A 22,467-nucleotide genomic window follows, 5' to 3' on the forward strand; every position below is an offset into this window, starting at 1 on the left:
ATTCAACATACTAAATGGCAACTAAGAAGAAGAAAGAACCGGTGATCCTGATCACGAATGACGATGGCATTACTGCACCGGGTATCAAGAACCTGGTGGAAGCAGTGAAAGAACTGGGCAAAGTAGTGGTGGTGGCACCCGATAAACCTCAAAGCGGCATGGGCCATGCCATTACCATCGGCGAACCTTTGCGTATGAACAAGGTGGATATTTTTGGCAATATCGAAGCCTGGCAAACCAGCGGCACACCGGTGGACTGTGTGAAACTGGCGGTTGATAAAGTACTGCACCGCAAACCGGATATCTGCTTAAGCGGTATCAATCACGGCGCCAACCACAGCATCAATGTTATTTACAGCGGTACCATGAGCGCTGCCATGGAAGCATCTATTGAAAGTATACCCAGCATTGGTTTTTCCTTACTGGATTTTAATATTGAAGCTGATTTTACAGCCGCCCGTTTTTATGTATACAAAATTGTAAGTGCATTGCTGCAGCAAAAAATGGATAAGCACCTGTTGCTGAATGTAAATATCCCTGCCGTAAATATGGACCAGATAAAAGGTGTGAAAATATGTAAGCAGGCCTATGCCAAATACGAAGAGGATTTTGATGAACGCAAAGACCCGCAGGGTAAAAAATATTACTGGCTCACCGGTAAGTTCATCAATTTTGATAAAGGAAAAGACACGGATGTGTGGGCATTAAAAAATAATTATGTAAGCGTGGTGCCTGTACAATTTGACCTTACCAACTATACCTTAAAAAAGCAATTAGAAAAAAACAAATTCTTAAAATGATCTTCAGAAAGGATAATTTTATTTTGGGTACCGTACTGGGTTTTACCGGTCCTTTGATAGGTGTGCTTATTTTTAAGTACGTCAAATTTCGCTCTTACAGTTTTCGCGATACGCTTGACTATATTCTTCACAGTGACCCGGGGCACAATACTTTATCCGTTGCATTGAGCCTGGCATTATTGGTGAATGCTGTTTTATTTACCGTATACATCAATACCCATAAAGATAAAACTGCCAAAGGCATTTTTGCTTTAACCTGTGTATATGGCCTGGTGGTATTGTGTTTAAAGACTTTTTCTTAAAAGATAATCCCTTACAAATAATTTTATCATGCAAGGGGCAGTTCCACAAAAAAAGTGGTGCCTTCTCCTGCACTGGTCTCAAACCATAATTCGCCCTTGGCCTGCTCTACAATGCCCTTACACATGGCGAGCCCCAGGCCGGTACCGGAAGTTTTAGTAGTGAAATTAGGTGTGAATATCCTGGAGCGCATTTCTTCGGGTATGCCCATACCGTTATCTTTTACTTTTACCAATATCTTATTACCCCGCAATTCTTCTTCTACTTCTATCACAGCAATTTTATTTTCAGGCACCGCCTGTATCGCATTCTGGATAAGGTTGGTGAAAAGACGGTTGATATGCGTACGGTCTGCATTAATAAGCACCGGGTTCGATAATGGCGTGCAGTCCAGTTGCACCCGGTCGTTCACACCGTACAACTGTGTTACCAGGTACAATACTTCATGCAGATCGAATACTTCGTTACGGGGATTGCCGATATTGGCAAACTGGCTGAACTCCCCTGCTATCTGGTTCAGGTGATTGATCTGTTCCACCAGTGTTTGTGCCACACTGCCGGTTAATTCTTTTACATTGCCGGCGTCATTGCTGATGGCTTTTTGCAGGTATTGCAGGCTCAGCTTCATCGGCGTAAGCGGGTTCTTGATCTCGTGCGCCACCTGCCGCGCCATTTCACGCCATGCACCTTCCCGCTCGCTTTTTGCCAAGGCATTCGCACTTTCATCCAGCTTGGCCACCATCTTATTATATTCTTTTACCAGTTCCCCGATCTCATCATCTCTCTTCCAGTCAATAGCTTCATTCATTTTACCCAGGTTCACCTGTTTCATTTTATTACTGATGAAAGAGAAGGACCGGGTGATACGGTTGGTAATGAACAAAGCAACGATACCTGCTATCAGGAATATGAACGCATTGAGGTTAATGATCGTTACTAAAAAGTTAGCGATCTCCAGTTTTAATTTATTCTGCGAAGTAAAATATGGAATGTTTAAATAAGCATATTCCCTGCCCGTTTCATCAATTACCGGCACATAATTGCTCACAAATTTCAGCGTACCGATCTTCTCATCTTTAAAATACTGTACTTCTTTTAATTGGTTTAAATGATAATAAGCCACCGGGTCCATTTTGGTACTTACAATACCCTGGTTGTAAGGCAATGGAAGAGAAGATACCCGCAGGTTACCTTCCAGGTCGTACACATTGATATCGGCTGCATGTATCTCTGAAATTTTACTGATGGTCTGCTCCAGTTTTTCTTTGAACCCTTCATCATAAATTTTTATCACATCATCAAACACCGCAAATTCCGACAATGAATTACGTACTTCATTTTCCATTACATGAATAGTGCGGCTGAGGCGTTCCCGGTTATTATTCTCGTACCGGCGGATAAAGAATAAAATGGTGGCAATACCAATTACCACGAAAGATAAGATGCTGATGAATATAACGGTACCGTGTATCTGATTTCTTATGCTCAGTTGCCAGTAGGTCTTTATCTGGTCCCTGTTTAAACGGGAGCGCACAAAAACGTTGATGAGCCAGAACAGGCCTGTTACCAGCAGGAATGCACAGAACAAATAAGAAAAAAGCGTGATCGTTTCTATTAAAAAATTATCCTGCTTGGCAATGATCACCACGTCGCCGGGGCCGGCCTTGTACCAAAGCTCATCATAGTCTTTCTTCTTTTTATTTTCAAATTCATCTCTCGGCACTTCGCGTTGGGTAAGCCGGGTGGCAAAGGCATAATCATTGTGATTATTGATCAATTGCAGGTTGTTGTACACGGCAAATGCATATACCGAAGAATTTTCAATAGCATTGATATTGCCTCGGGAAAATAATTCCGGGTAAGGCGCTTCCGATTTAAAATTTTTGGGCGCTGCAAGAATGAATACATAGCCCAGTAAGCGACCGGATGTATCATTGATATTTTTACGGCTGATATAACTGAACCGGTCGTAAGATTCATCATAATAATAAAGATCCTGTATACCGGTAGGGCGCCCTTGTGTGCTAAGGATCGTATTCAGCTCATTAAAGCCTGTGGAATCTTTATTGTACAGGGGTTTCATCTCTGCATCAAATGTGTATACCCTCGTATCGTACTTATTGGTGTAGCCAGAGAAATTACTGTTCACCAGGCTGTCTTTAAATAAAGTGCTGGTGGAATCATTCCTGAATTTTTCAAAATTAGCAGCGAGGAAATCCGGCCTGAAATCGGTGAGTAAAGTATTCATCAGCGTTTCGCTTGCAGGATCGGCCTTATTGGAAAGCGTTTCTGCATAGTGCTTACGGTTCTGCAATTCCTTGATATCATTTTCCTGCACAATGACCGCTGTAATGGACAATGAAAAAAAGAACAGCCAGAAAACCAGCCGCGATGATGATATGCGTGTGGTGAGCAATGCCAGGTAATTGCTGCTGAGTAGCACCAGGAATACTAATAACCAGATGAGAAGATATAACTCGAACGCAACAATGCCCACGTTAAAGCCAATGGTAAGTAATGTAAGACCAATGATGGCCGCCACGATATACAGCGGGATGAAATTTTTGGGAAACAAAGGCCGTAACAGGTACAGCAATATCTGCCCCATTACAAAATAGCCAATAGCGATACAGCAAAGCACCACAAAACCAATGATGCTGTAAATATTTAACGTAAAGAAATTGATCACATCAAAAGATATCTGCGAATCGGCCACCATGCTGCGCAGGATATGACCACAAACAAAAGTTGCTGCGATAAATATAAAAGCCACTACGGCCAGCAATAACCATTTTATTTTTTGTGCACCAGGCGCAAGGGTGTATTTTTTTTCCTGCAGTTTATGCCGGATAAAAAGTATGATCCATACAAACAAAAATCCGTTGATAAGCAGATCCCCCAATGAGCGCAGGATGATGCTGGAACCATATATCGCCGGGTCGAACAGTTCAAATTGCCGGAAATTGAGCGGGATGGGAAAACTGTAACTGAGGATACGCAACGCCACAATAGTACCTGCGAGGAACAGTACTGCCTTCCATAATCGGTTGTGTAAACTGATGTACACCGCACAAAGATGAATGAACAGGAATACCAACAGGGCGCCCGCAATACGCAGCCATACCGAAACAATATTGTTCTTGGAAAGTGGTATGCCGCCTTTTTTAGTAAGGTAAAACAGGAAATCACCGGCGCTGTTATCTACTGTCACCACGCCTGAATCGCCGGAAATGTCGTAGTAGTTCTCAATATAATCGCCGGTAACAAAAGTATTGTGCAGGTATTCGTTGGTGATGATGTAATTCCATTTAATGGGTATCAGGGCAATGGCAATGCCTCTTACCGTGCTTACTTTTTTCCATACATAATAGCCGTTCTGCAATTGTAAAAAGCCCGATGTATTGGAAGTATACAATAACTGGTCGCCGGGCTGTATGGCCTGCGTATTCCAGAATACAGCATTGTACTTTCCCTGGTCGTTGGCCTGGTACAGGAAGAAGAAATATTTTTTTTCGGTGAACTGCTGCAGGGATTCTTCCGAGTAGGTTTTGGACGAAAGCTGGTGCAAAAGGAAGGTATCGCTGGTGATGGCTGCAAAATCCTTTTCCTGTCTACGGATATGAGATTCAATGGCCTTTTTAACCGAATTGGCCGATGAATTATCGCTCCAGTAATTATCGATGATGAATGAAAGGGTAATAAGCCAGGCCGCAGTTACCAGCAGGTAACTGTTCTTATAAAAAAAGCGCAAAAAAGTGCTGTTCTTCTGCAATTAAGGGATTAACTGGTTAAATGTTTTATACGGTTCCAGATGGCATCCATTTCTTCCAGGCTCATATCATGCAAATGTTTACCATCTTTTAACGCTTCAGCCTCCATTTTAGTGAACCGGCTGATAAATTTCTTATTGGTCCGTTCCAAAGCGTTTTCAGCATCTACCTGCAAAAACCTTGCAAAATTTATCAAAGAGAAAAAAACATCTCCCATTTCGTCCTCCATTTTATCAACATCGCCTGTAGAAACGGCTTCCAGCAGTTCCCGGTGCTCTTCTTCCACCTTGTCCCAAACCTGCTCCCGGGTATCCCATTCAAATCCCACCTGTTTGGCTTTTTCCTGCAGGCGCATGGCTTTTACCATTGCGGGTAAGGCCCTGGGCACACCGGCCAGTACAGAGGTTTTGCCTTCTTTCAGCTTTAATTTTTCCCAGTTCTTCTTCACATCTTCCTCATCGTTCACCTTTACATCACCATAAATATGCGGGTGCCGGTGGATCAATTTTTCGCAAACCCCGTTGATCACTTCTTCCAGCGTGAACTGGTTTTGCTCTGCACCGATCTTTGCATAAAATACAATATGCAGCATCAGGTCACCCAACTCCTCTTTGATGCTTTTCCAGTCGCTGTCGGTGATGGCATCCGCCAGTTCATAAGTTTCTTCGATCGTTAGCTGCCGCAGCGTGTGTATGGTTTGTTTCTTGTCCCAGGGGCATTGCTCCCGCAGGTCGTTCATAATACCTACTAACCGCTCAAAAGCTTTGCTGTTGGCTGAATCCATAAAAATTATAGTTTAAAAAGAGATGAGAATACGAACCCTGTAAGCAGTAATAACATGGTGATAGCAAATGCAAAACTGAGTATTAAAAATTTGAGTATCGTTTTACCACGGCGTTGCTGGTAAAACTTGCGCATTGCTTTGTACAGGTAAAAAAAGGCGCCGAAAAACAGCAACACCTGCAGTATGCTGATCCATTTCCAATGCATGGCGCTGTTGAATTTGGCCAGGCCAAAAGTGAGCAACATGGTTATGAACATGAAAATGTAAAAATGCACGCTGAAGATGCCGTGATTTACATAATAGAACTGCTTACGGCGGTTGTACAATATTTTAAGCAGCAGCGCAAATAAAGGCAGCGAAATAAAGAACAACTGCGGCAGGCTATGCAGCAGTATATTGGTAAAAGCGCTGATGCTTTCTGTAGGATTGTTATTGAATTTTTTATTGATCTCGATCTGTTTATAGATCAGTGAACGCATGATCCAGCCATCATGCTCCTTTCCGGAACGCAATACACTATCGTATTCCTCCTTCGATTTGTAATCGGTATTGGTAAATGTAATGGTGCCCGAATGCGAAATGCTGTCGAAATATTGCTTCACCACTTCCTTTGTCATCGGCAAGGGCTCTTTTTTATCCTGCTTGTTGATATTCCTGGTATAAGTATCCAGTGTAAGCGAATCCATTTTTTCCACCTCGGCCCAGCTTTGGCCGTTGATCTTAATATCCCCGGCAATAGTATTTTTATCAACCTTAAAAAACGAAAAGAATATTAAAAAGAAAAATGCAGACGTAAAAATATACATCCGTATGGGGTTGAGGTAACTGGCCCTGCGGCCGATCATATATTCGCGGGGCAAAAAGCCCGGTTTGGTGATCAGCAGTTTCAGTGTGCTGAAGAATTTGCCATCAAAATGCGTGATATCCTGGAAGAAGTGATTGACCAGGTGCAATAGCGATTCCCTGGGCTCAATATTTTCCTGCCCGCAGAGATGACAATACTTTCCGTATACCTGCGCATTGCAGTTTAAGCAGTTTTTTTCTTTGCGCTCTTTAAGATGGCTCAAGGTTTTGTAATTTTGTTAAAATTAATAAAGTTTATCTTCACCACCATTTATGGCATAATTTAAGTCGTAAAAAGGCGTTTAGTGTAAAATTTAAATCCCCAATGGTAAAAACATCTTTAGTTGCTGCGGTAATCTTATTTTTTTCAGGTGCATTGCATGCACAGTATTATTACAAGGATATTGTAAGCAACAGGCAGTTGATCGAGGAAATGGCCAGGCTGAAAGAACAAAAGATAAAAAACATCAGCCTGAAAAGTTTTGAGGATGACGGTACCGCCAGCGAAGGTTTTTTTTGTGAGCGCAAGATCAGCAAGAATTATACCTCAGTAGAAACAGTGAGTAAATCCTATTCTACGGGTTCTTCCATTTTTACCTCCTCGTTCAATGATAAGGGGCTTTTGACTCAAACAGTGGATAGTTCTGAAATTTCATCCAGCACTTCCATTTATACCTACGATGCCAGCAACCGCATTACCAGCATTCTTTCTATCGTGCGTTCCAGCGACGATGATTTTAAGAATGAAATAAGGGAAGAGCATATTTACGAATACAACGACAAGGGCGTTATTGTAAAAATGACCCGTATAAAAAATGCCGGCGACGCCACCATTTTTGTTTTTTCTCCCGACGAGAACAACAATGTAAGTATTGAAAAAAATACGAAAACAGGCGACACTTACTATTATTATTACGATACCAAGAACAGGTTGACTGATGTGGTACGACTGAACCAGTTCAATCAAAAAATGTTGCCGGATTATATTTTCGAATACAACAACCAGGGATTAATATCGCAAATGACCACTACCGAAGAAGGTGGTAGTTATTATTTTGTCTGGAAATACACCTACGATAACGGCCTGCGCATCAAAGAAAAATGCTACTCCAAAGAAAGGCGCTTGATGGGCTCTATTGAATATGAGTACAAATAATTTCTGCCCGTTTATACAATACTGAGTTTTCGGCTACCCTCTTCTATTCCCCCTGTTGCCTTGTGCCGGGGCGCCATTTGGCCTGGCGCCACCATTGCCATTACCCATTCTTGTATTAGTACGTTCGCCTTTTCCTTTACCTCCCCCAAACTTCCTGGGAAAGTAAGACAGCGTGATCATAAAATATTGCTGCAGGCCATTGCTTACACTGCTGGTGATGCCATCCGGGTTGGCAAAATAACTGATGTTCTTAAACTGCTTTAAAATGTCCGTTGCCGTAAATTTCACTTCAGCCTGTTTGCTTTTTAAAAAACGATAAGATGCATTACCGTTCCAGATGGTGATAGGTTTTACTATACCGTTATTTTTAGAATAAGAAATGTTACTGGTAATACTGGCATCTTTGCTCATATTCACCGTAAAATTAAATTCTCCGGAAAAGGTATGTGTATTGAACTTACTGTTCTTATAACCCGTTTGCCGGCTATTGTTCGCATTGGCATTGGCCCCCACACCAGCAATAAAAATAGTTTTATAATAGTAATTAAAGCTCAACCTGTGTGAAATGCTGGTGGTATTGATGATGGTGGAAATATTGTCAATATAGCTGGGCGAGCTGCCGAAACTGACACTTCCAAAATATTGAACCTGTACCTGGTTACCTTTTATTTTTCTGCTGTAAGAGGCATTATAGTTTAAAGATGAACTGTAACGCCGGTCGCCATTTACTGTGTAGCGTACCTGCTTACCATTTAAATAGACCGAATCACCACTGCTCACCCTGGCTGTATCACGAAGAAAGATGGTGCTATCCGCAAACGGGTTCAAAACATTGCTGAAATTTCCGTTTATATTGAAAGAGAACTGGGAGGGCCTTTTAGTATTAATGGTAGAAAAATTAATGTTTGCATTTACACTATGCCCCTTGCTGTTTACCAGGTTAAGCCCTCCTTTATACAATGAATATAAATTACTGCTATCCACTACCGGTGCGATCTGGTTAATGGTTGGATAGTTATAACTGTTATCATAATTAAGGCTACCATTTAACCGGTATCGCTCCATCACCTGGCGGGAATAGTTAGTACCGATATTAAAACGTAAAAAAGAAAAAGACCGGTTGATATTCCTGTTCGCACGGGATGAAATGTTTTCTTCATTAATAAATTGATTATTTAAGGACGTACGAAAACCATAAAATACAGATCTGCGGGAAGACCATTTATTAAAATTCTTATTTAAAGCCAATGAAGGTGTATATTGAAAAGTAGATACCGTTTCATTATAAGTAAGTGTTTGGTTGGTATTTTCCTTTTGATTCACATCTATATCAAACACTTTATTATCATCTTCATTCTTCTGGTAATTAATATTGTGATTGGTGGAAATGTCTATACCAAAAAGATTGAACCTGCCAAACAGCAAACGTTTCAATCCACTATATCCAAGTGTACTGGTAAAGCTGGTAGCACCTGTTTGTTTCAGAGAATGTCTTTTAATGGTGGTGTTCTGCACACCGGTAGCGCTGTAAAAATTATAGATAGTATTCTCATTCCTGTCCGAATTATTTTCAGATCGGGAAAAAGAAGCGCTGGCATCAATCGCTTTCAGTGGATTTTCCGAATCGAAATTGGTATAATTAACGGCAGCATTGAATGACCTGGAGTCGCCAGTACTTTGTGAATTACTGTTGCGGTCACTTACAGGAGCGCCCTGCCTTGTATTGATAACAGAACTGCTGGCGTTTTCACTGTAGGTATTGCCTGAAGTGCCGCTGCCGGTAATACTGAAACGTTTGTTATAATCTAGGCTTTTGTTATAATTCATCCGCACTACATGCCTTTCGCTCTGGTTGATATTTTCGGAGAAGGAATTAATGATCTGGTCGCCGCCCTGTAAATAACGCTCCTGGTAAGTTTGTGTATTGGCATTGCCGGAATTGTTGTCGTAATCGTAACTGCCATTTATCCGGTTGCTGCGGCGCTCGTTCTCATTTTGTGTAAAAGAATGGGTGAACTGGATGCCGGGTGATATCACCCTGTTAATACCATTGCGGCCAAAATTGCTGCGGTTGCGGTAGATAGCATAATTATTCCTGAAAGTGCTTTCCCTTTGTATATCTGCCAATCCTGCAATATCCGCATTGATATTATTGGTACCGCCGCCAAATGCCAATGTAGATTGTTTATTATAGAACTGCAGGGCAGCATCTGCCGTATATCTTTTATCAGTACCATATCCGGCGCCATACTTACCAAAATAACCACTCTTTTTATCTGCCTTTAATTTAATATCCATGGTAAGCACCGAATCTTTAGGCGCCTGTGCATCCGTCATTTGAGAGCGGGTGGCTTCGCTGCTCATATCCACTTCATTGTATACCTGTATCTTGTCGATGATATTTTTAGGCAGGTTTTGTGTGGCAATGCGATGATCGCTGTTGCCCAGGAATGGTTTACCATCCACCAATACTTTCGGAATGGCTTTTCCATTCATCGTTATAGAACCATCGGCCCATATCACCACACCGGGCACTTTGTTCAGCAGGTCTTCTGCCACTGCATCATTGGCCATTTTAAACGCAGCAGGATTGATCTCAAGCGTATCGCCGTTCATACGGATGGGCGCAATGGAAGTAATGATCACTTCATCACTCGTTTTGGGCTGTAAAAAAATGGTGTCCATTTTTTTAACCGCAGCATCCATGGTAAACGATCGCCTGAATTCTTTATAGCCTGCAAAGGATGCCGCCAGCACAAATTTTGACTGCAGTGGTAAACCCGTGATCTCATATCGTCCATCCTTATCTGTTATCTTAAATTGAAAAATGGAAGAGTCCGGTTTATAAATGATGACCGTGGCAGACTCCATCAAGACATTGGAGGTTGTATCTTTTATAATGCCAGATATACGTCCTGTACCTGGCTGCGCCTGGGCAAAAGCACAAATTCCAAAAAAAAGAAACAGTGTTAGGGTAATTTGCTTCATTAATTAGTTTCTATAGTTGAAATTGATGAGTACCGGGTTACTGTCGGCTGTTGCTGTTTTAAAATAAGCCTCCAGTAAAGGAGGATATTTTACGTCGTCTTTTTTATGATCCTCCAGTATCTTTTGCCCATCTGCTGCATACATCCTTGCATAAACAGTATGGCCGTCGTTGAAAGCTACATTTCTACACAAGGGCAGGTAATAAGTACTGCTATCGGGACTGATCTTATCCTGGCTGTAAAATGTTTTAGTCTTGGTATCATACAAAAACTGCTGCCATTCAAACATCATGGTCTGCATGGTAAAATTCAGGTAGCGCCCCGAAACATTGTACACATAAAATTGTTTCACCAGCCGCCTGTTCTGCCGCAGGTAGTTATCTTTTTCAGTTCTGTTTTGAAAGTCTTTGGAAAGAAAATCTGCAGGAATAGCCCTGTCCATTGGCAGGATCATATCATACACTTTATACAAACTATCATTCTGCAAAGCATACACGCTGTAATCATACGGATGTGTCACCCATCGCTGGTCTTCTTTTGCAGCAGACGAAACAGTAACGTTGCCCCCGTCAAAAATATAACGGCTGTCTTTTTTCTTATCGTATTTAAAATATTGTTTCAGTAAAGAATCACCACGATAGATCTTCAATTCATAATCTTCCTTTTTTTCAAAGTTCTTATCCACTGTTATCTTATTCACGTAATGCATCCCGTTGATATAGGGCACCGGGTTGAGGATATCGGTGTGCGTGATCTTTTGTTTATGTACCGAAAAGTGAAGCGTATCAGTGAGATCGATAAAATATTTGCGGAAATACTTCAGGTTTTTCGGGTTCTGGTAATCCTCCAGTATCTCTGCATTATCCTTATTGGTTAAGCGGTACATTTTATTGGTCGTAACCATTTCCAGCCCGTCTTTCTGTTCATTATAAGTCAGCCTGCCAAAGTCCAGTTTGTTGCCGAACTTTTTTATAAATCGCCCGCTTTTATCAAAAACGAAAATTTTCTTGGCACTGTAGTCACATACCACGAAGAATTTTTTAGTGGGGATGATCCTGCTGTACCGGTCAAACCTGCTTTCGGAAGTGGTTTCAAAAACAACGTAACTGTTGATCGTAATAAAATCCGATTGCTTACCGCCGGCAGCAGACTTAGGTTCAAAATAGATCTTCTCCTGTGCAAAACAGCCAGCAGCAGAAAGGAAGGTAATAAAGATAAAAAAGAGAACAGGCAATGGCTTGGTTAACATTCCAATTGTTTATACATGGCTAATTAGACGACATTACTGCCGGTTTACCGTCGCAAAATAATTGAAATGTTGATCAATTAGTAATTTAATGGTCAATGTAAACGAAATCCACAGGATTTGACATGCTGTAAGGCGCTGCAGGCGGGCAATGCAGCATTGCTCAGTTACAGCCGCCGGCCTGCATAAGCTGCAGGTATATTTTTGATTTTTCTGCAAGCGCCCTTGCGGGTTGTGCCGCATACTGTGCATTCAGCGCACCCATCCGGCTTTCTGCATTGCGCAACTGGCTAAGTCGATCCTGCAGGCAATTGATCTTTATACTGTAACTGGGTGCATCCGCAGGACGTTTATTCCTTGCCACTTCTGCATTACAGATACTGAGTTGCACATTCAGCATATCGCCCTGTATCATAAATAGCGGATCCGTCATGCCCAGGTAAGCATTCTGTACATTCCTGTCCTGGTACACATTACCCTGTGGTACGGTACGCAGATTTTCCTCTTGTCTTCTTAATTGTGCTTTTTTAAATACAATGATATTTTCCCTTTGTGCAGCACATTCATCATCGCTTCTTATCTGCGCTTCTTCACGGTCGATCTTCGCCCATTCCTTTTGCAGTTCTTCCGTACGCTTACGCATAAATTCATCTTCCTGTACCTGGAAACGGGTGGGATTAAAACAGGTATTCACTTCATCCACATCTGTGATCTTTGCATCGTAACTACCAGAAGTTTCCATTTCCATGATCATGTATAAACCTTTATCGGTATACTGGTAACCAATACCAAAATTGCCGAGGTATTTATTGGAGGTCACGTTGATATCGGGCGGATAATTCTTGCCAAATAAATAATATACGGTCGGGCTGCTATCAAATTTATAAGCCCATGCTTTTATTTTACCACCGCAATAAGTCCGTATCTCTGTTTTTTTATGCAGTGCGGCAACAACATCCGGCGATGTCATGCCATACTGGTGTGTAACCGTATTGCCGGTACTTACCCAGTATTTTATCACACCGTCCTTACCTTCTTCATTATGATAGTTAAAAATATTGCCTTTGTTGCCGATCACAAAAAATCGAAAATTCTTTTCATCAGGTTTAATATCACACAAACCACCGGCGGCACCCGTACGGGGCGGCAGGTAACTGACATATCCATCGGTGGTATTAAAGTAAAGACATTGCTCCACAATAGCCCTTCCGGTAGATAATTTAACTTTTACCTGTTTATCAAAACATAAATTATTCCTGTTAGGTAAAATATTGATCACCGGCGTTTGGCCCGATACACAGGAAGCCCTTAAAATGGCCGTTTCCCATTCGCCACCCGACCAGATGATGGTATCACGCCTTGGAGGTTGTGCGCAAAGCTGCTGCACACAAAGCAGTATTGTTATAAATAATACCCAACGTAGTTTCATGGTTACAATGAATGATCATTAAATAATACGGGAACAGGGATCACTTACAGTTTGGTAAATTCCACCCGCCTGTTCTTTGCCTTGCCTTCGGCAGTAGTATTGCTGCCCACCGGCATGGAAGAGCCTTTACCATCCGTTTCTATCCTGTCATTATCAATGCCGTAATTAGTGGTAAGATAATTCTTGACTGCTGCCGCTCTCTTCTTTGAGAGATCAAGATTTTTTGCAGCAGTACCATCTGCATCTGTATGACCGGTGATACGTATTTTAAGATCAGCATTGGCTTTTAACGCATCACCAAACTGGTTGATGATATCATACGATTCTTTCTTGATCACATCGCTGTTCACATCAAAAAGAATATCATTAGTAACAGCCCTGCCTTCTTCCATCAGTTGTTTGATCAGTAAGCTGCGGGCATCGGTTTCTGAAGAAGCAATGCGCAGGTTGCTCACCAGCACACCCAGATCAGAAGCAGGAACGGTGTACATATTGCAGAGGAAAAAATTATTTCTCAATTCAGGCGTAAGCGCACGGGGCAGATCGATGAGTTTTGATTTATCAATATATACCCTCACCCTCGTTTTATTGATCGCCATACTTACATGCAACACTTTGTTAGAGTAAGTGGGCAGCGGAAAATCATTCTTATTACCTACAGGATCTTTCAAACCATATTCCAGCTGGCGGCCATCGTTCTCATTATAGCGGTTCATGCTCACATAAAATTTATCCTTGTAAAAAAGATCATCCCGCATCACATCTTTTACCGGCGTTAATCCAAATTCAATAAATGGAGTTTGCCTGTCTCCGGAAACCTGTAAATAAAGATCGAACTCAATGGTGCAGTTCTCCGGCAAGGCTTTATCTATTACAGGGTTCACCACGGAATTATGGGTAATATCCAGCCACTTGCCGGGTTGCCCGCTCACAGTTACCACTTTACCGCTGCCATTCGTATTCCATTTGGCAGGAAAATCGGATAAAGCATCCTGTTTAAAATCATCATAAAAAATAACCTTATTGCCGGCAACAAAATCAGAAAAACTATTGGGTTGTGCACCATTTCCCGAAGACGAAGAACTGCCACTGCTGCTATTGCCTGTATTAGCATTGGCGTCTGTATCTTCTTTCTTGTCTTTTTTACTTTTCTTTTTGAAAATATTACCGATGGCTTCTTCTGTTTTATCAAGACCTTTATCGATCGCCTGGTCGGTTTTTGTATTCACCCGTTGAGTGGTCTTGTCCTTTACTTTCTGGTTCACTTTTTCGGCAGTGGTTTGCGCAAAAGCACCTGTAGTACACAAAATGGCAAAGAGGAAAGTGAGTATAGTTTTCATGATAAATAATTTACCATAAATGTATAAACCGGTCATTGCAGCAGCACCTACATGATAATGTAGTAAAAGGGGAATTGTGGTTAAAAGAGCAGGCTGATCAATTTGTTCTTCAGGGCCTTGCTCACGGCTTCTGTGGCAGAATGCACGTGCAGTTTATCGTAGATCTTTTTGATATGAAAACGTACGGTATCAATACTTACATTTATTTCTGCAGCGATCATTTTATAGCTGTAGCCATTCACCAGGAACTGTAGTATCTCAGTTTCACGGGAAGTGAGATTATTTTGTTCCTGCTCTTCCGTTTTTGCCCGGGGCACCATCAGTAACACTTTCCTGGCAACAGAGCCCGTCATAGGCGCACCACCGGTAAGCACATTACGTATGGCAGCAGGTATTTCTTCAAAAGCATAACGTTTAAGGATATAACCTGCGGCGCCTGCGCAGATAGCATTGAAGATATTTTCATTGTCATCAAAAACCGTGAGCATGATCACCGGTAACTGGCTATTGATATTCTTTATTTTTCGCACCGCCTGCACACCATTCACATTGGGCATATCAATATCCATCAACACCACATCCGGCTTGAATTCCCAGATATCTGTCTCCACCGTTTCGGCATTGGGCATGGCAGCCACCAGTTCAAAATCACTTTCTTCTGTAAGCAAAGCCTCCATGCTCACCCGCAGGGCTTCATTATCGTCGTATAATAGTATGCGTACCGGCATTGTAACAAAATAAAATAAAAATCAATTCCTGTTCCGCCACATCATTATGTAGCGGGTATCTCCACCGTTATAGAAGTGCCTTTGCCCGGCGATGTTTCCAGAATAAAATTACCATGCAATGCACCCGCCCTTGCCTGCATATTCTTTAACCCGTTGGAAGATCGTTTCATTGCACTGTCAAATCCCACCCCATCGTCTTTCACCGTAAAGATCACATTGCTTTTCCTGCTCTCTACAATAATGTGGATATTGCTGCACTTTGCATATTTGGCAGCATTATTCACCGCTTCTTTAAATATCATGAACAGGTCGTGCCGCTGCTGCATACCGATATGCTTTGCAATACTGTTCTCATCCACCGAAAAAACTACATTGATATTTTTCGGTTCCAGTGTATGACTGGCAAATTCCCGCATGCGTACCAGCATATTTTCCAGCTTGTCATTATCGGGTTTGATGGCCCATACAATATCACTCATACCCTGTTGCATCTGCGATGATTGCTCTGTTATTTTTTTAATTAACCCCGATGCTTTTTGCTGATCCTTAAGAATATTATTTTGAGAAACCTCCGATAATATTTTAATACTGGTAAGTGTGGAACCCACTTCATCATGAAGGTCCTTGGCAATATTATTACGCACATCCAGCAATTCCTTTTGCTGCTGCAGCTTGCGTTTCAGCTGGTAGCGGTTGAAAAATATAAAACCTACCAGCAGTAATAATACAGAGCCTGCAATTAGAAAATTCTTTTGCTGCTTCTGGTTCTGTAATTCTTGCTGCTGCAGCAATTTTGCCTGGTCGGCCAGTTTCAGTTGCTGCTGGTTGTTCTGTGCCACCAGTAATTGCTTTTCTATCTGCTCCGATTGCTGCTGTATGGTAAGATCCTGCAGGGCCTTTGTTTTAGACAACAGGTCGATCTCGCTCTGCTTTTGTTTGGCCAGCAAAAGGTTGCCCGAAATAATGGCTTTTTGTTTTTCGATCTCCAGTTGTTTTATTTTTTGATCCGCATTCAATTGAATAATCTGCTGGTCTTTTTTTTCTGTCTGATAACGGGTTTCCAGTTCTGCAATATCAGCCTGTGTATTATCAGACACCACGCTATCCTTATAAGCAAAATATTTTTTAATATTCTCGTACGCATTATAATAATCCCCGCGAATTTTAAAGAAGATCGTTTTATTAAGATAAGCATCCCGCAAATTGCCCTTATCCTTCAGTTCTTTTGAAATAGCAATACTTTTATCAAAATAATTCAATGCCGTAAGCGAATCCAGTCGATGCTCACTGTAACGTATACCCGCAGCAATATACCTCCGGGCCAGCATGGGATCTTTACCGGATTGCTTTTCCAGCAGTGCGATCGCTTTCAGTTCATACTTAAATCCCTCATCACCTTTTCCCTGCCGGTCCAGTATCAGTCCCGATGTAACATAGGCCTGTATGATCCTGCGTTCATCTTTGGTAAGTTCCGCAGTTTTGGCACAGAGTTCGCGGTATTTTTCCACCGCAGCACTGTCGATACCCAGGTAATACTGGCACAGGTTACAATAGCTTACAGACAAGCGGGGCAGGTCGCCCAGCTTTTCCCGCAGCGCCACTGCTTTTTTTCCATACTCAATAGCTTCCTTTATCTGCCCGATGGAATTGTGCATGGCCGAAAGATTATTATACACCATGGCCATCCCTGCTTTATCATCTATCTTTTCATATACCCGCAACGCTTTTAAAAAACAGTCGGTTTGTTTTTCTGCTTCCGATCTTTGTCCGTAGGTATACCCAAGATCATTCCATGCAAGGCCGGTATAATCGTTACCGGCTTTTATTAATTTAAGGTTCAGGGCTTTTTCAAAATTTTCAATGGCGGCCTCAGACCGGTTGGCATACATATTTACCTGGGCAATGTGCATGTACCCGATAGCAGTGATCAGCGAATCTTTTATTTTATTGCCGATCCTGATCACGGCATCAGCAGCAATTTTATCGCTGTTATAATTGCCGCTTTCAATTAACACATCGTTCATTTTAATGAGCGCATACGCTTCTCCCCTGGCAAACTTTTTTTGTACACTTAACTGTCTTGCCTTTTCGCATTGCAGCAAAGCATTGGTATAATCGGCATTACCGAAATATTCTTCCGCCTTATTTAAATAGGAAAAAACAGCTGCAGAATCAAGAGAGGTATTGCCTGTTTGCGCTTTTGTAATTATACACGAAAAAATGAGCCACACCAAAAATGATATGTGTTTATTTATTTTCATTATCGTGGTATTCAGCAACGGGGCTTACACCGTTATTACAGCTTTCATGTAATATACGCAATTACCCGCCATAGTTACTCTTTCGGCATTCAGTTGTTCGCACCAGAGCTCGCCGCCGCGTTTGCTTAATTGCAGGGCACGCATTTTATTCTTCCCCAGCTTTTCACTCCAGAATGGTATCAGCTGCGAATGCGCCGAACCGGTAACAGGGTCTTCATCCACTCCCACTGCAGGTGCAAAAAAACGGGATACAAAATCAACCGGCCCGGTAGGATCATTAGGTCTTGGTTTACCCGGCGCTGTAATGATCATTTTATCTATGCTCATCTTCATTAAAGTAAGATCGGGCGTGCAGGCTTTTACAGCATCTTCATTTTCCAGCTCTACCAGTATATCGCGGTAGCGGTACACACCTACTATTTCAGCGCCGCTTAAAATATTCCTTAAGTTATCAGGATAAATATCCAGCCGTTCCGGTTTCCAGCTGGGAAAATCCATAATGATCAGGGCATTCTCTTTTTTAACTTTCAATACACCGCTATGGCTGCTGAACCTGATTTCGGATTTATTAAAATTCAATATTTCAAATAACACATAAGCGCTGGCCAGCGTGGCATGCCCACATAAATTGATCTCGGCCAACGGTGTGAACCATCGTATCTCAAAATCAGTATCATTCACCAGCGATGGCACAAAGAACACCGTTTCACTCAGGTTATTTTCCATGGCGATCTTCTGCATCAAGCCCACGTCCAGCCATTTCTCCAATGGTATCACGGCAGCAGGATTGCCACCAAACAATTTATCTGTGAACGCATCTACCTGGTACAATGTTAACTGCATGGATCATTATTTATGTTATATAAGCAATCGTAAACCGGTTTTTAAAGAAAGCATTTACTTAGTCCACCTTAAATTGAATATTCACCTGCGCATTCACCGAAAAATCAGAAGACAACCTTAATTCATATCGCTCCTTACCTGCAAGAATAAGCATGTAGGCCGTATTAGGCGGAATACTGCCCAGGTTATTGGCCATCAGTTCTATTGCATGCAGGCGGTTGTTCTTATCCAAAGGTATCACTACTTCATAAGGCTTTACACCCAGGCCCAGCCGGTCAATGATCATCTTGCCATTGTCAAAAACAGTGACCGTATCCCCGTCAATATCGCCATTATCATACAGCACCAGTTTGATACTGTCTGCAGTGGTTTCAATGGTCTGCGAAAGTTTGGATGTACGGCTTTCCTTAACATGCACAAGATCCGTTACAGCAGTATCTGTATTTATAACAACAGGCGCTTTCACCACATCTTTTATAGTGTCCTTCGGGATGCTGTTCGTTGCTGGAATTCTTTCAGCTTTATCTTTATAATACGCCACTTTAGCAGCGATCAGTGCAGTGGTATCGATCTGATCACTCGTTCTTTTGTATTGCACCGGGAAGGGCATACCAAACGAAAGCAGCTTTGCCCCGATCGATTTTGCGGATGCAGTTCCAGATAAATATTCTATGTTCCCCCTTTTGGAATAATGCAGGTGATAAGTACTTAGTGCATGCGTAGGCGTATGTTCAATAAAGTTGGTGTTCTTTCCCTTGAACTTTTTTTTGGAGCTATCGTAAGTGGCGGTAAAATTTGCTTTGCAATAACCCATTCCGGTATCGTAGGTATATCCAAAGCAGGAATCGTTCACATGAAATATCACGATCTTGCAGTAATTGCCTCCTACACTTCCTTCCCAGGTACCGGTAAGGTCCTGCGCAAAAACAATAAAGGGCAAACAGCAAAAAATAAGGTTCAGACTATATTTCAGTTTCATAACAAGTTATTCACTCATCATTTCCTTCACCACGGCCACCACATCTTCGGCGTTGGGTTTGCTGAAGTAATCGCCATCGCTGCCATAACTGGGGCGATGCGCTTTAGCAGTGATCGTCCTGGGCGCCACATCAAGGTAACGGTAGCCTTTTTGTTCTTCCATTACTTTGTTGAACATATAGGCAGCAGCGCCACCGGGTACATCTTCATCAACAAACACAATGCGGCTGGTCTTTTTAAGCGATTCAACAATGCTGTGATTGATATCAAAAGGCAGCAATGTCTGTACATCTATCACTTCGCAGCTGATGTTCATTTTCTGCAATCGCTCAGCAGCTTCGCTTACAATACGCAGGGTGGAGCCATAGCTCACCAGCGTGATATCCTCCCCTTCCCTGATCACTTCCGGTACACCTAACGGCACCGAGTATGCGAGTATATTAGAAGGCATTTTTTCTTTTAACCTGTAACCGTTCAGGCATTCAATGATCAAACCCGGATCGTTGCCCTGCAACAGTGTATTGTACATACCTACGGCCTGCACCATATTGCGTGGCACACATACATACATGCCGCGTAGTGCATTGATCAGCATACCCATGGGCGAACCACTGTGCCAGATACCTTCCAACCGGTGCCCCCTGGTGCGTACGATCAGCGGGCAGCTTTGCTGGCCCACCGTGCGGAAATGCGTGGTGCTGAGATCATCACTTAAAGGCTGCAACCCGTATAGCAGGTAATCCAGGTACTGTATCTCGGCAATAGGCCTTAATCCTCTTAAAGCCAGCCCAATGCCCTGTCCCATAATAGTAAGTTCCCGAATGCCGGTATCAAATATTCTTTCTTCGCCGTATTTGGCCTGCAGGCCACTGAAGCCCTGGTTCACATCGCCGATAAAGCCCAGGTCTTCACCAAATGCCACCACTTTTTTATTGGAAGCAAATAATTCATCAAAGTATTTATTCAGTATCTCGTACCCGTTCAGCGTTTTTGCATCTTCGCTGTACCAGGCCGGTATGGCAGGTACATGCAGCGCCGATTTAGGGCCTTCATTATACAAAAAGGTATTGTACAAACCCGCATTCAGTTCTTTCAGGCTGTTGTAATAATTCCTCAACGCAGTGGGGTCTTCATCAGTTACAATATCCAGCGCTTTTGCCAATGCTTTTAAAACATCGCGGCGCATCGGTTCCCTGTTGATCGTTAATTCGCTGATGATATTTTGTATCTCCGGGTCTTTGATGGCTGTTGCGTTGAACAACTCCACCGTTTTTGCCACCTGCTCCTGTATCGGTGAAATATATCTTTCCCAGGCCTTTTGTTTACCGTTCTTTACAAATTCCCTGGCCTCATCCTGCACATCATTCAGTTCTTCTTCTGTAGCCAGCGTGTTCTCTATCATCCATTCCTTCATCTGCTTGATACAATCCCATTCTTTTTCCCAGGCCAGCCTTTCGGGGCTTTTATAACGCTCATGGCTACCCGAAGTGGAATGCCCCTGTGGCTGCGTGATCTCTTCCACATGGAATATGGCAGGTGTATGGGTATCCCTGATCTTGGTCAGCGCAGGTTCCAGCACTTCGCACATGCCGGCATAATCCCAGCCTTTCAGTTTGTAAATATCCAGGCCATTGGTGCCGGGTGTTTGCTGCATGCCCGATAAGGCTTCAGATATAGACGCTTTGGTTGTCTGGTATTTTTTTGGAACAGAGATACCATAACCATCATCCCAAACAAAAATTGCCAGCGGCACCTGCAGCACACCGGCAGCATTCACGGTTTCCCAAAAATGCCCTTCACTGGTGGAAGCATCGCCAATGGTGCAAAAACATATTTCATTACCATTGTTGCTGAGATTTTTGAATTCCTCCAGCACTTCGGTATTCCTGAAAAGTTTGGAAGCCAACGCAATCCCCAATGCCCTTGGCATCTGGCTGGCGGTAGGCGCCATATCGCTGCTGGTATTTTTTTGATGTGCCAGCGGCAGCCATTCCCCATTTTCATCCACATTTTTGGTAACAAAATGGGCGTTCATCTGGCGGCCGGCGCTAAACGGGTCATTCTCAACATGAGGATCGGAATATAATTGTGCAAAATATTGCTCTACATTGGTAATGCCGCTGGCCAGCATAAAAGTCTGATCGCGGTAGTAACCAGACCGGAAATCACCCGGCCGGAAGAACTTGGCCACTGCCACCTGCGCCACTTCCTTACCATCGCCAAAAATGCCGAATTTGGCTTTACCGGTCAACACTTCTTTACGGCCCAGCAGGCTTATTTCCCGGCTGATGCAGGCATAGCGGAAATCCTTGATCACTTCATTGCGGAAAGTGTCAAAACTCAGCTTTTCATCAGCAGCTATTTCGTTGATATTTACTGTGTCCATATTGATTGCTGTATATGATACGACAAAAATATAAATTATTGAAGCAGGTTTGTTAATAATCTGCTAACAGGATAACAATTTACAACAGAATTAGCCGTTTTAGTATCTTTGAAATGGAAACTTAATATTAAATACTATGAAAAAAATATTTACACTGTTGGTTATTGCCTGTACGGCTACCGCTGTAAATGCCCAGCAAAATCCAGCTCCCGCACCTGCACAGGTGGCTGTTACAGACCAGAAAGCTGCGGTTCCTGAAACACTGGTTTTAAAGGAGACCGAGTTCAATTTTGGTAAAATACCACAGGGAAAGCCGGTAACGCATGTTTTTGAGATCAGCAACTCCGGTACTGATTCTTTAAGGATCGTGAATGTACAGGCCAGTTGTGGATGCACCACCCCGGAATGGGAAAGGGATAAACCCATTGCCCCCGGTAAAACTGCTAAAATAACCGTAGGTTATAATGCAATGGCGGAAGGTCCTTTTACAAAGCCGGTAACCATTACTTATAACGGATCTGAAGTAAAACAGTTATTCATCAAAGGAGAAGTGTGGAAAACACCTACCTCTTCGGCTCCTGAAAACAAGAGCTTAAGCGACCTGAAAAATTAAATC

The 22,467-nt window shown here is 42.6% G+C and carries 16 protein-coding genes; 4 read left to right on the forward strand and 12 right to left on the reverse strand.

Translation table 11 applies throughout. The features are described from left to right. Positions 1-14: 14 nt before the first annotated feature. Both surE and QM738_RS15105 read left to right on the forward strand, forming a co-directional pair. Positions 15-800, forward strand: coding sequence for a 5'/3'-nucleotidase SurE (surE, locus tag QM738_RS15100; RefSeq protein WP_462277563.1), 786 nt, complete (start codon positions 15-17; stop codon positions 798-800). Then, positions 797-1,102: a hypothetical protein gene (locus tag QM738_RS15105; protein WP_462277564.1), complete on the forward strand. Its 306-nt coding sequence runs from the start codon at positions 797-799 to the stop codon at positions 1,100-1,102. Before surE ends, QM738_RS15105 begins: the two co-directional genes overlap by 4 nt. 26 nt (positions 1,103-1,128) lie before the next feature. On the opposite strand, the gene QM738_RS15110 is transcribed toward QM738_RS15105, so the two are convergent. Genes QM738_RS15110 through QM738_RS15120 form a run of 3 tightly spaced genes read right to left on the reverse strand, consistent with a single transcriptional unit; the run spans position 1,129 to position 6,721 of the window. Then, complete coding sequence (locus QM738_RS15110) at positions 1,129-4,872, reverse strand: sensor histidine kinase (protein ID WP_462277565.1); 3,744 nt, start codon at positions 4,870-4,872, stop codon at positions 1,129-1,131. An 8-nt stretch (positions 4,873-4,880) separates the two neighbouring features. Then, the gene (gene mazG / locus QM738_RS15115; protein ID WP_462277566.1) at positions 4,881-5,654 is read right to left on the reverse strand and encodes a nucleoside triphosphate pyrophosphohydrolase; all 774 of its coding nucleotides are present in this window, start codon (positions 5,652-5,654) and stop codon (positions 4,881-4,883) included. 5 nt (positions 5,655-5,659) lie between these two features. Beyond that, positions 5,660-6,721 carry a DUF3667 domain-containing protein gene (locus QM738_RS15120; protein ID WP_462277567.1) on the reverse strand — a complete coding sequence of 354 codons (1,062 nt, stop codon included), beginning with the start codon at positions 6,719-6,721 and terminating at the stop codon, positions 5,660-5,662. A 101-nt stretch (positions 6,722-6,822) separates the two neighbouring features. Between QM738_RS15120 and QM738_RS15125 the strand changes: the two genes are divergently transcribed. Further along, entirely contained in the window at positions 6,823-7,653 is an 831-nt protein-coding gene (locus QM738_RS15125; protein WP_462277568.1) for a hypothetical protein, read from the forward strand. Positions 7,654-7,686: 33 nt separating this feature from the next. Here QM738_RS15125 and QM738_RS15130 read toward each other — a convergent pair whose 3' ends face one another. The 9 genes from QM738_RS15130 to QM738_RS15170 all read right to left on the reverse strand — a co-directional run bounded on the left by QM738_RS15130 (position 7,687) and on the right by QM738_RS15170 (position 21,851). Continuing rightward, positions 7,687-10,641: a carboxypeptidase regulatory-like domain-containing protein gene (locus tag QM738_RS15130; protein ID WP_462277569.1), complete on the reverse strand. Its 2,955-nt coding sequence runs from the start codon at positions 10,639-10,641 to the stop codon at positions 7,687-7,689. A 3-nt stretch (positions 10,642-10,644) separates the two neighbouring features. Beyond that, complete coding sequence (locus QM738_RS15135; protein ID WP_462277570.1) at positions 10,645-11,889, reverse strand: 6-bladed beta-propeller; 1,245 nt, start codon at positions 11,887-11,889, stop codon at positions 10,645-10,647. Between the two features lie 160 nt (positions 11,890-12,049). Beyond that, positions 12,050-13,315: a hypothetical protein gene (locus QM738_RS15140; protein ID WP_462277571.1), complete on the reverse strand. Its 1,266-nt coding sequence runs from the start codon at positions 13,313-13,315 to the stop codon at positions 12,050-12,052. Between the two features lie 44 nt (positions 13,316-13,359). Then, complete coding sequence (locus QM738_RS15145) at positions 13,360-14,655, reverse strand: OmpA family protein (RefSeq protein ID WP_462277572.1); 1,296 nt, start codon at positions 14,653-14,655, stop codon at positions 13,360-13,362. A gap of 80 nt (positions 14,656-14,735) precedes the next feature. Beyond that, entirely contained in the window at positions 14,736-15,383 is a 648-nt protein-coding gene (locus QM738_RS15150) for a response regulator (protein WP_462277573.1), read from the reverse strand. Positions 15,384-15,427: 44 nt separating this feature from the next. Further along, complete coding sequence (locus tag QM738_RS15155) at positions 15,428-17,644, reverse strand: tetratricopeptide repeat-containing sensor histidine kinase (protein WP_462277574.1); 2,217 nt, start codon at positions 17,642-17,644, stop codon at positions 15,428-15,430. Between the two features lie 24 nt (positions 17,645-17,668). Beyond that, positions 17,669-18,487, reverse strand: a complete 819-nt coding sequence (locus tag QM738_RS15160) for a PhzF family phenazine biosynthesis protein (protein ID WP_462277575.1) — start codon at positions 18,485-18,487, stop codon at positions 17,669-17,671. A gap of 58 nt (positions 18,488-18,545) precedes the next feature. Continuing rightward, positions 18,546-19,466, reverse strand: a complete 921-nt coding sequence (locus tag QM738_RS15165) for a hypothetical protein (protein WP_462277576.1) — start codon at positions 19,464-19,466, stop codon at positions 18,546-18,548. A gap of 6 nt (positions 19,467-19,472) precedes the next feature. Next, positions 19,473-21,851, reverse strand: coding sequence for an alpha-ketoacid dehydrogenase subunit alpha/beta (locus tag QM738_RS15170; protein ID WP_462277577.1), 2,379 nt, complete (start codon positions 21,849-21,851; stop codon positions 19,473-19,475). A 136-nt stretch (positions 21,852-21,987) separates the two neighbouring features. Here QM738_RS15170 and QM738_RS15175 point away from each other — a divergent pair, with 136 nt between their 5' ends. Then, entirely contained in the window at positions 21,988-22,464 is a 477-nt protein-coding gene (locus QM738_RS15175) for a DUF1573 domain-containing protein (RefSeq protein WP_462277578.1), read from the forward strand. The last annotated feature ends 3 nt before the right edge of the window (positions 22,465-22,467 follow it).

Origin of the sequence: Ferruginibacter sp., assembly GCF_049840995.1 — a bacterium.
GTDB lineage: Bacteria > Bacteroidota > Bacteroidia > Chitinophagales > Chitinophagaceae > Ferruginibacter.